A 9,647-nucleotide genomic window follows, 5' to 3' on the forward strand; every position below is an offset into this window, starting at 1 on the left:
TAATCCCTATCAGGGATTAATTGTTATTGTAACACCTATCAGATTATTTACAATAACAATTAATCCCTATCAGGGATTGAAACCTCTTTCTGGGAGGTAAATATGATTGAATTAATTTGTTACAATAACAATTAATCCCTATCAGGGATTGAAACAGGAACATACTCATAATTAGGGGGACAAGTTGCCCATTGTTACAATAACAATTAATCCCTATCAGGGATTGAAACTGTAAATCTGCGATATCTTCAACTGTCAACCGCCAACCAAATAAAATCAAATAGCTGATGGGCTAATTGCAATTTACTACAAGCCGCAATTTCTAACTTTCGACCTTGACGACTTAAAAATATAGCTTGATTGGTTTCAGTTCCAAAACCAGCATCCGGTAAATCAATCGGATTAGCAACAATAACATCTAAATTTTTTTGCTTTAATTTATCTTGAGCAGGCTTTAAAATTTCCCCAGTTTGTGCCGCAAACCCGACTAACTTTTGGAGGGGTTGCTTCATTTTGCCTAATTCTGCTATAATATCAACAATAGGCTTTAATGGCAATTCTGTGGGTAAAAGGTGTTTCGGTAATTTATCCTCACTATACATAGCAGGTTTCACATCTCCTACCGCCGCCGCCATCACCGTTATATCCGATGAAGAAAATCGTTTAATTATTTCCTGATACATTTCCTCACCACTGAGGACAGGAACCAACTTAACTTCTGGCAAAGTTGCCAATAACTCTGTACTCATCGGGCCATGAACCAACGTCACCGATGCCCCCCGATGAATTGCCGCCTGTGCTAAAGCCAGCCCCATTTTACCCGTTGAGGGATTACCAATAAATCGTACCGGGTCAAGATGTTCTCTCGTTCCTCCCGCACTAATGAGGACTTGTTTTCCCTCTAAATCTCGTTTTCCTTGAGTGTGCAATAACGAATCCAGATGAGCTAAAATCTGTTTCGGTTCAGCCATCCGTCCCGCACCTTCGATAGAAGAATTAGCCGTTCTGGTCGTCGGAAGATCACAGGCGAGAATTCCAGCCGTCGGAGTAATACCCTGAAACCGAGAATCTAAAAGCAGGGTTTCCCAATTCCGTTGTACAGAAACTTGCTTCCACATTTCTCGATTCATGGCTGGAGCCAGTAACACGGGACAATTAGACGCTAAAACCGTATTTGTGAGTAAGTTATCAGCGAACCCGGTGGCTAATTTAGCTAAAGTATTGGCCGTCAGGGGAGCAATTAAAAACACATCCGCCCATTCCCCTAACTGAATATGTAACGGGCGTCCATGAGTCGGTTGCCAAAAATCTTGATCGGTATAAGCCGATTGACGAGAGAGGGTTGCAAAGGTTAAGGGAGTAATAAATTCTTGGGCTGAGTCGGTCAAAATTACCCGAACATCAGCCCCAGCTTTGGCTAAGGTTGAAACAATTTCACAGACTTTATAAGCTGCAATGCCTCCACTGATGCCAATTAAAATCCGCTTCTCGAAGGTGGAAGGCGAAATGATTCTCATTGTTAATCCAGTTGAAACCTACAGACTATTGAATTGTTACGCTTCATCATAGGCTTCGAGATCGAGCAAGTAAATATAAGGTTCCACAAGCTCTGGACGTTGAAACGCGATCGCTCGTAACAAATGCCAATCATTGAGTCCTTCAAAGGGATTGTTATAATCATCTCGTTCCAGACGTGCAGCCAATTGTGCAACATCATCGGCGCTTAGAGTTGAAATCTGTTGCGGTGAGGATCGAGTCAAGGTTTCCATGAGTTACACCTCCCGTGAATTGCATTTGCTTGGAGCTTGATCAGCAGGGTTGTCACCAATTGATTTCCCCATTTCTATACTAAGGGCATTGGGGGGATTATGGCATACAATTCATTACAAAACTTCTTATTAACCCCAAAACCTCTGGCCGAATTTCATGACCCATATTAAATTCCTGATAATCCACACTCGCCCCTAACTGTTGAAACACATCTCTAGCTTGCTGGGCTGCTTCTACAGGAACAACCGGATCTTGTCTTCCATGAACAATTAACACCGGAGGTAACGGGTGATCCAATGGTTCCGGGGAAAAATGCAAATAACCACTTAAACTAATTAAACCCGCTAAAGGAAAAAAACGCCCCACATCTAGGGTCATCGCACCTCCTTGAGAAAATCCCCCTAAAATAGTTTTGGATAACGGAACCCCTGTACTGGTCTCTAAAGATTTTAACCATTCCTTAACTTCCGTTTGAGTTTCCGCTAATCCTTGATATTCAGGAGTTTCTAAAGCATACCAAGCCCGTCCTAAAGGAGATTGAGGATGGGCCAAGGGAGCTTGAGGAAAAATAAATTGATATTCCGGTAAACGCAGCATTGCTGCTAGGGAAGTTAGATCCTCTGCATTAGCTCCCCAACCGTGCATCATCACGATTAACCCATGGGGAGGTTTTCTGGTTTGGGGTGGAATGGATATAAACTTTAAAGCCATGATTGCCATTAATTTTCAACATTGAATTATTTTAATCCCTTGGCATCTTCATTTTTACTGATTTTTTTTTGAGTTTTTTGTCAAAGTGTTTCAAGAATGATTGAAGATCATCAAAAATATTCTATTAAATTGTCAAAAGCAAAAAAGTTTTTTAAACTCATGCACCATCCGGCATTATTAATATTTGTAAAAATCACGGTTTTTTCTTTAATGTTAGCCATCGGGCTCAATATCTCTTTTGAGAAAATGCTCTCCTTTTGGCGACAACCTTCTTTACTATTCCTTGGGCTTCTAGGTTTTGGTCTTAGTTCCCCTTGTCGTTAGTTTCCTACTCGATTTGGAATAAGCGCAAATTAGCTCCATTTCTTGAAAATTAACGAATCCTTGAGACTGTTCTGTTAAATCCCCTAAAATCCAATCAATTTTAGCGTGTTCCATCAACGCGCACGCACCATCTTTTAGGGTAAGAATATTCAATACAATGCGATCGCTCCATCAGCCCCAAATCTATTAAGATAAAATCCCGAAAAGAATTCTAAAAAAGGAAATCGAGAAAATTGATTATAGTGCTACGCGCAAGGGAACAGGGAACAGCTTAACTGGGAACAGTAAGAATTGAAAGGGTTTTAGAGTTTAAAAATGTCCTAAGCGTCATGCGTAGCGCCATAACACATTGTCATCAAGTTTCAATAATTTTTAATTTAAAACAGTCAAACCCGCTTCCTGTCTCGGATTTCAATCGGGATCTAATCTCAAAAATCCTGTGAAATAGATGTTTGATGTTAGTTGTGAAATCCATTTCAGCGCGGGTTATAGAAAACAACAGGGAAACTTTGAATCAGGTTTTTTCCCCTAAACCTTGTTTAGAGCGTCACCTCTAATGGACAAATACAGTGACTGTCTTTTAACCATTGTTCTCCGACTTGTTTTAAAGCTATTAAAACTGGTTGCAGTTCTAATCCTTTTTCCGTCAGAGAATATTCTACACGGGGGGGAATTTCAGCATAAACTCTACGATGAATTAACCCATGTTTTTCTAACTCCCGCAACCGCACTGTCAAGGTTTTGGTACTAATACCGGGTAACGCCTCTAACAGTTCATGGGTGCGTTGGTTTCCTCGAAACAACTCCCGTAGGATAGAGATTGACCATTTTGTTCCGATTAATTCCAAAATAAACTCAATCGGACACATCATGTCTAGGCATTGGTTACTATTCCACACTTCGGCGGTTTTGTAACATTCCTTAACTTTCATTCGCGCCTCCTAAAAAAACTTAATGTTTTTTAAAATATCTCTCAGAAGCCGATCTGTCGCCTTTCTTTCCATTAAGTAACTAATACTATTTTACCAAGAGGGATGTCGATTTCCAACAGAAGCAATAAGATAAAAGTAGGAGCAATTCAACGTCGAGTATTCGCTCATCCACCGAAGTTTAATCCAATCAAAACTCAATTGAACTCGACGCTTAAAATTTGGGGATCAACCCTTTTATATTTTAGAGAAAATACTAAATCTGTCTAAATCAAGATAGAAATAGCCTTTTCCCTTAACAGACTTATTTTGCAATAAAACTACATAATCACTATCTAAGCATTAGGTAGTCACTGTGATCAAGAAACCTACTTAAATATTAAAGGAGCCAAAGGCGTCTTAGATGCAACGCACTATTGTTTTGCCTCTATTTTTACTGATTGCGCCATTTCCTATCGTACCTTAAAAGGGTTTGATCATTTTAATATTGCCCTCTCCGTTGGGATTCAAAAAGCGGAAATGGCAAAACACGGGTTAGTTCGGGGAGAAAACGGCTTACAAGTCTATGTGATGTGTGAATTACCCAGTAATATTTTAATGGCTGAAGAGTTTTGTCAAGTGTTTGATGGCTTCTCCATCGGGTCAAATGATTTAACCCAATTAATGTTAAGATTAGATGGAGATTCTGCGTTAGTGGCTCCTATTTTTGACGAACGAGATGAAGCCGTAAAACGCATGATTGAAATCGCGATCGCAACGGTTAAAACTTACAATCATCAGATCGGAATTTGTGGTCAAGCACCGAGTGATTATCCTGAATTTGCACGTTTCTTAGTGGAATTAGGAATAGATTCCATCAGTTTAAATCCTGATTCGGTGTTGAGGACAACTTTGGATATTGCTGAGATGGAATCATCCCGCTAGGGAATGAAACAATTGAAAAGTGGTGTAAGTTAATGACTGCTTTAGTGAATTCATCCTAAAGCAGTTTTTCTTAGGGTTTGTCATTACCTCCCAAAAACCCGGTTTTTCTACAAAGATTAAGGTAAAAAAACCTAATTCACTCAAAAACCCGGTTTCTATTTTTTTAGTTAAATTGTAGAAAGAGTCTATCCTGTATATTAAATTTATAGTCAACATAAACAGCGTCATCCATTGTAATTCAGAACCGTTTATGAAAAATCAAACTTCTCGTTGTGTGTTAATTTGTCAACATCAGTCTTGTCAGCGACACGGTTCAGTTGCAGTTCTGGAGGCTTTTGAAAATTATAAGATTGAGGGACTAATAATAGAAGCCAGTGGTTGTCAAGGTCAATGTAATATTGGCCCAACGGTGCGAGTCACCCCCGATGAAATTTGGTATTATCGCGTGAAACCGGAAGAAGTTACCCTCATTGTTGAACAACACTTCAAACACGGTCAACCCGTCCAAGATAAACTTAACCCCCGCCTTCACCCTCGCTATCAATATTCTTAACCGTTGTTGCGATTGATCGCATCTTAACGTTAAAAACTGCCAAAAATCTATGATTACCTATATAGCGCTACGCATGACGGTTAGGACATTTTTAAACTCTAAAACCCTTTCAATTCTTACTGTTCCCAGTTAAGCTGTTCCCTTGCGCGTAGCACTATAGATAAGCTGTTGTGTATACACAAGGGTTAAAAAACCCGGTTTCTCATTGAGGCTGAGAGCGACAAGCTTGATTTTCGGTTCAGAAACCGGGTTTTTGCGTAAGTTCTGATAGTTTCAAAAAGGTAGCCTACACCTGTTCTAACACCCAAGACCGAATCAAATTATTTACCTGTTCAGGAACTTCATCATGGGGACAATGACCCGCCTGGAGAAAATATTCCTGTAATTGAGGATAATATTGATGAAATTTGCGACTACGTTCTCGACAATTCATCCAGGGATCACCTTCTCCCCAAATTAACAATAGAGGACAGCTTAACTGATTTAACAATACATCCACTTTTTCCCCTTGAGGACTTTTGAACACCGACGCAAACACCTGCGCCGCACCGGGATCACAGGAAGGACGATAAATTTCTTCTACTAATTGATCCGTAACCGCACTGGGATCAAGATAAACTTTAAGTAAGGTTTTGCGAATTATAGAACGGCGTCTTGTCCATTGGAAAATTAAAAAACTCACCCAATCTTGACGAAACAGCGATCGCATGGTAGTAGAAACCGCTTTTTTCCATAAAGGAGGTTCAGGACGGGGATCAGTCTCCGTAAAGGGCCCAGCACTGTTGAGTAAAATTAGACCTTTAGCCGTTGATGGACATTGGGACGCAACACAAAGGGACGCATACCCCCCCAGGGAATTTCCGGCTAAAATCACAGGTTGACCAATCACCTCTGTAATGAAGTCCTGAAGCTGATCTCGCCACAGTTGACCACTATATTCTCTCTTGGGTTTTGCAGACCGACCAAACCCTAATAAATCAATGGCCCACACTTCAAAATCCGATTGTAACTCTTGTATATTTTTACGCCAGTGATCCGTAGAAGCTCCAAACCCATGAACGAGCAGTAAAGGGGGACGCTGGGGGTGACGTTCACCCGCACGCACATAGTAAATCAATTGATCCCGCCATTGCCAATATTGTCCGGGGATCACGTCAGTGCTGACCGTTGGGGTTGTGATCATATCGTTTTATAAAGTAATGTTAAGTTACATGAATAATATTAACAAAAGTCCTAGAAAGATGGCTGATGATTTAGTCTTCTGTATCAATAGCTACTAATATTTATTGATTAGATCAAAGGCGAAGCATTAATTTGTCATTCTGATCAACACTGCAATCTAAGTCCTCTCTTAGCCTGTTTTCTTCAAAATCCCTTGATTTTTCTTGGGTTGAGCTTGACAGTAATTCAAATATAATACAAAAAAATTACACTATTTTTCAAAATTAATTGTGTTTTTTCTTATTCTTTTGGTAATCTAATGAATGAACGGGTACTCACGCTCACCTACTGAGCTTAAATTCCATAGCAGGAGAGAATTTATCACCATGCAGGGTGTGAGGTTTATCCACCATGTTGCCAGGGAGTTTTCCGTGTGATTGCTTTAACATCGCGTCCGGTTAAACGTAACTGGGTCACTATTAGCTTTGCTTCTACCTTGTATCTTTGTCCGATTTTGGACTTGCTTTTGGCTGAGATTCCAGACCAATTGCAAGCCGAAGTTCGCCTTGGGCTGCAAGAAGCACTTGTCAATGCTGCCAAGCATGGCAACCAGCTAGACCCCAGTAAAACAGTAGTTGTCCGCTTTTGTGTGATTCAAGATCATTGCTGGTGGATTATATCAGATCAAGGTTGTGGTTTCAAACCGCCTTGTCAATGTCAATTTCATGACGACATCGATTGTGAACACAATACCTCTGATTCTGATTTACCCCATGATGAACATGAATGCGGTCGAGGGTTGTACATTCTTTATCAAATCTTTGATCGTGTGCAATGGAATCGAACGGGAACTGAACTCACCTTATGTAAAAAAATGCCAACCTTCTATAGACAACAACAGGATTGGTAACGGTTTTAAGCCGTTAAAATCTGTTCTAACCCCTGATATATGGGGAGTTGAGAGTTTATAGCTTTGAAGTGTGTCTGTCTTTTGCTCCTGCATCCCTCGATTTCAACTCCCAATTTTAGGGTGATTTCTTGAGGCTTAGGGTTGTTTTTTTTCTGTTGTTCCATGGGTGGGACAAGGAGGTGCCGTAATGGTGCGTTCTAACCAGCCAGTGGCTTGATTTAACCGAGGAATTACTTCTTCTGGTTGATTGGTGAGTAGAAAGACTAATGCTGCCGCTAACTGTTCCCCAGCGCGAGCATTGCGGTTAGACTTGAGACGATGCCAGTCTCGTTCAGGGATGGCTAATCGTTCCGCTAAGGCTTGGGCAAGTTCTAATGGGGTATAATCGCTTAGATTAGCAGTGCGTGAGCTTTCTAAGGCGTTAGAAGCGGTGGAGGTTGTGGAATTGAGGTTGGTCATTAGGGTAATTTCAACTACGGGGTGAATTCGGTTTTTTACTATTATGCCAAGTCAGCCATCGTCTCAACCATCTTCTGGAAATGATTCTGATCCCGATGAGAATCAGGATCTTGAACAAACCTTAGCAGAGGTTGAACAATCTTTCATTCAGCTTAAGGAACGATTCGCTCAAATTCAACAAGATCAACACCGTCAAGTTGAATTAAAAAACCGGATTGATGAAGTGATTCCCGAAATTCGTCAAACGAAATCGCAACAACTCAAAGACGAATTAAAACAATTAAAAATACAGTTAGAAACCATAGAATTTAATTTAGAAAGCCGTTTAGTCAGTTGGGGAAGTTTCAAGGAACCTTTTTGGCAAGCGGTTCGTTTTGGAGGGTTAGGAATTGTGATCGGTTGGGTGTTGAAATCTTGTTCAGGGGGTTAGAAATTACATGATATCAGATATTTTTGAACAACTGTTAATTTCAGCAAATTCATAAAATTTTTATGGAAAGAAGAAAAATATTGATTGCCACTAAAACCTATCCTTCAATTAGTACCAAATACCGAGAAACTGTCTGTACTGCTGGCGTTTTGCTAGATGATAATGAACAACCTCGTGAGTGGATTCGCATTTACCCTATACGATTTCGACAGCTAGATTTTGATCAACGTTATCCACGCTGGTCAATTATTAGTGCAAATATTGAAAAAAATGATAAAGATTCAAGAATTGAAAGTTATCGTATAGATGATAGTTCTATTCAAATCTTGAGAAAAATAGGAACAGAAGATGATTGGTCAGAAAGAAAGTCTTTTGTGTTACCCTTACAATTTCAATCAATTCAAGATATTAAAGATCAAGGAAAGTCTCTGGGAATTATTAAGCCCAAGTCTATTATAAAATATTATTATAAAAAAGATAAGCGTGAATGGGAAGATAAACAAAAAGCCACATTGGATCAACTAGACTTCTTTGAAATTCCTTCAAATCTGGAAAAAATACCCTACAAATTTGGTTACGAATTTATTGAAAACAATCAAGTAAAACATAAATATTCAATTAATGATTGGGAAATTTTTGAACTCTATCGAAAATGTAGAGATATCTCAAAAAAATCTACTTTAGAAGAACGAGAAGCAGAAGCATTAGAAAAAGTCAGACAGAAATTAGAGATTGACTTTTTAAACAAAAAAGATTTATACTTTATTGTTGGCAATTTAAAAGATCATCGGCAAACCTTTATGATTATCGGTTTGTTTTATCCATCTATTTCTAAAGAATCTGAGCCACCAGAACCAAATTATACACAGTTAAACTTGTTTGATTTTTAAGAAAAATATGAATAATAATATTGCTGAACTCAAAAAAAAACTAATTCTAACCTTTGGATATGGTAATCGAAAAAACCATGACAAATTTTTAGAATATCTGAAAAAGTATCAGGTTGATTTTGTAATTGATGTGAGGATGACTCCCCGTGCTTGGAGTCGCAAATGGTATGGTAATAAACTTCAAGAAGTTTGTGAAGCTCATGATGTTAAATACATCTCTAAAACTGCTTTAGGGAATATATCGGGTCAAAAAAATTGGGTTCCTCCTGACTTAGAAGAAGCGGATATTGCTTTGCGTGAAGTTGCAGAACTCGCTGAAAAAGGAACCGTTTTATTATTATGTGCTGAAATGAACTTTCATCGATGTCATAGAACAGATGTTGCTAGTCATCTGATTCAACTCATTTCTAATAGTCAAATTGAACATTTGGAATAGATAAGCTTAAGTTGATAGAGTTTAGATTAACTAGAATAGGATTAATTAAGGTTAAGTGTTTGATGTTAATTGATTATTAGGAGTTAGTTCTGAATTGCTGACTAATGCACCATCTTCCATGTGAATAATCCGATCGGCAACATCTAAAAT

11 protein-coding genes and 1 pseudogene are annotated in these 9,647 nt (G+C 39.0%); 6 read left to right on the forward strand and 6 right to left on the reverse strand.

Features of this window, described 5'->3' with window-relative positions; genetic code table 11:
• Positions 1 to 248: 248 nt before the first annotated feature.
• The 4 genes from coaBC to ACKPEB_RS13090 form a co-directional block, all read right to left on the reverse strand.
• A complete protein-coding gene (gene coaBC, locus ACKPEB_RS13075) occupies positions 249 to 1,517 on the reverse strand; it encodes a bifunctional phosphopantothenoylcysteine decarboxylase/phosphopantothenate--cysteine ligase CoaBC (RefSeq protein ID WP_408965370.1) in 1,269 nt (422 codons plus the stop codon).
• Between the two features lie 36 nt (positions 1,518 to 1,553).
• Positions 1,554 to 1,769, reverse strand: a complete 216-nt coding sequence (locus ACKPEB_RS13080) for a DUF2555 domain-containing protein (protein ID WP_408965371.1) — start codon at positions 1,767 to 1,769, stop codon at positions 1,554 to 1,556.
• 97 nt (positions 1,770 to 1,866) lie between these two features.
• Positions 1,867 to 2,481, reverse strand: coding sequence for an alpha/beta hydrolase (locus ACKPEB_RS13085; RefSeq protein WP_408965372.1), 615 nt, complete (start codon positions 2,479 to 2,481; stop codon positions 1,867 to 1,869).
• Between the two features lie 863 nt (positions 2,482 to 3,344).
• Positions 3,345 to 3,737 carry a winged helix-turn-helix transcriptional regulator gene (locus tag ACKPEB_RS13090; protein WP_408965373.1) on the reverse strand — a complete coding sequence of 131 codons (393 nt, stop codon included), beginning with the start codon at positions 3,735 to 3,737 and terminating at the stop codon, positions 3,345 to 3,347.
• Positions 3,738 to 4,106: 369 nt separating this feature from the next.
• Between ACKPEB_RS13090 and ACKPEB_RS13095 the strand changes: the two are divergent.
• Both ACKPEB_RS13095 and ACKPEB_RS13100 read left to right on the forward strand, forming a co-directional pair.
• Positions 4,107 to 4,658 (forward strand): annotated as a pseudogene (locus ACKPEB_RS13095) (putative PEP-binding protein); the annotation flags it as partial.
• A gap of 250 nt (positions 4,659 to 4,908) precedes the next feature.
• Positions 4,909 to 5,211, forward strand: coding sequence for a (2Fe-2S) ferredoxin domain-containing protein (locus ACKPEB_RS13100; RefSeq protein WP_408965374.1), 303 nt, complete (start codon positions 4,909 to 4,911; stop codon positions 5,209 to 5,211).
• Between the two features lie 286 nt (positions 5,212 to 5,497).
• Here the strand turns inward: ACKPEB_RS13100 and ACKPEB_RS13105 are convergent, their stop codons facing one another.
• Positions 5,498 to 6,394, reverse strand: a complete 897-nt coding sequence (locus ACKPEB_RS13105; RefSeq protein WP_408965375.1) for an alpha/beta fold hydrolase — start codon at positions 6,392 to 6,394, stop codon at positions 5,498 to 5,500.
• 411 nt (positions 6,395 to 6,805) lie between these two features.
• Here ACKPEB_RS13105 and ACKPEB_RS13110 point away from each other — a divergent pair, with 411 nt between their 5' ends.
• Positions 6,806 to 7,282: an ATP-binding protein gene (locus ACKPEB_RS13110; protein ID WP_408965376.1), complete on the forward strand. Its 477-nt coding sequence runs from the start codon at positions 6,806 to 6,808 to the stop codon at positions 7,280 to 7,282.
• 135 nt (positions 7,283 to 7,417) lie between these two features.
• On the opposite strand, the gene ACKPEB_RS13115 is transcribed toward ACKPEB_RS13110, so the two are convergent.
• The gene (locus ACKPEB_RS13115) at positions 7,418 to 7,741 is read right to left on the reverse strand and encodes a DUF6439 family protein (RefSeq protein ID WP_408965377.1); all 324 of its coding nucleotides are present in this window, start codon (positions 7,739 to 7,741) and stop codon (positions 7,418 to 7,420) included.
• A gap of 43 nt (positions 7,742 to 7,784) precedes the next feature.
• Between ACKPEB_RS13115 and ACKPEB_RS13120 the strand changes: the two genes are divergently transcribed.
• The 3 genes from ACKPEB_RS13120 (at position 7,785) to ACKPEB_RS13130 (ending at position 9,497) form a co-directional block, all read left to right on the forward strand.
• Positions 7,785 to 8,171, forward strand: coding sequence for a DUF2203 domain-containing protein (locus tag ACKPEB_RS13120; protein WP_408965378.1), 387 nt, complete (start codon positions 7,785 to 7,787; stop codon positions 8,169 to 8,171).
• Between the two features lie 62 nt (positions 8,172 to 8,233).
• The gene (locus tag ACKPEB_RS13125) at positions 8,234 to 9,061 is read left to right on the forward strand and encodes a hypothetical protein (RefSeq protein WP_408965379.1); all 828 of its coding nucleotides are present in this window, start codon (positions 8,234 to 8,236) and stop codon (positions 9,059 to 9,061) included.
• Between the two features lie 7 nt (positions 9,062 to 9,068).
• Positions 9,069 to 9,497, forward strand: a complete 429-nt coding sequence (locus tag ACKPEB_RS13130; protein ID WP_408965380.1) for a DUF488 family protein — start codon at positions 9,069 to 9,071, stop codon at positions 9,495 to 9,497.
• The last annotated feature ends 150 nt before the right edge of the window (positions 9,498 to 9,647 follow it).

This window comes from Planktothrix sp. (assembly GCF_046067725.1).
Taxonomy (GTDB): Bacteria; Cyanobacteriota; Cyanobacteriia; order Cyanobacteriales; family Microcoleaceae; genus Planktothrix.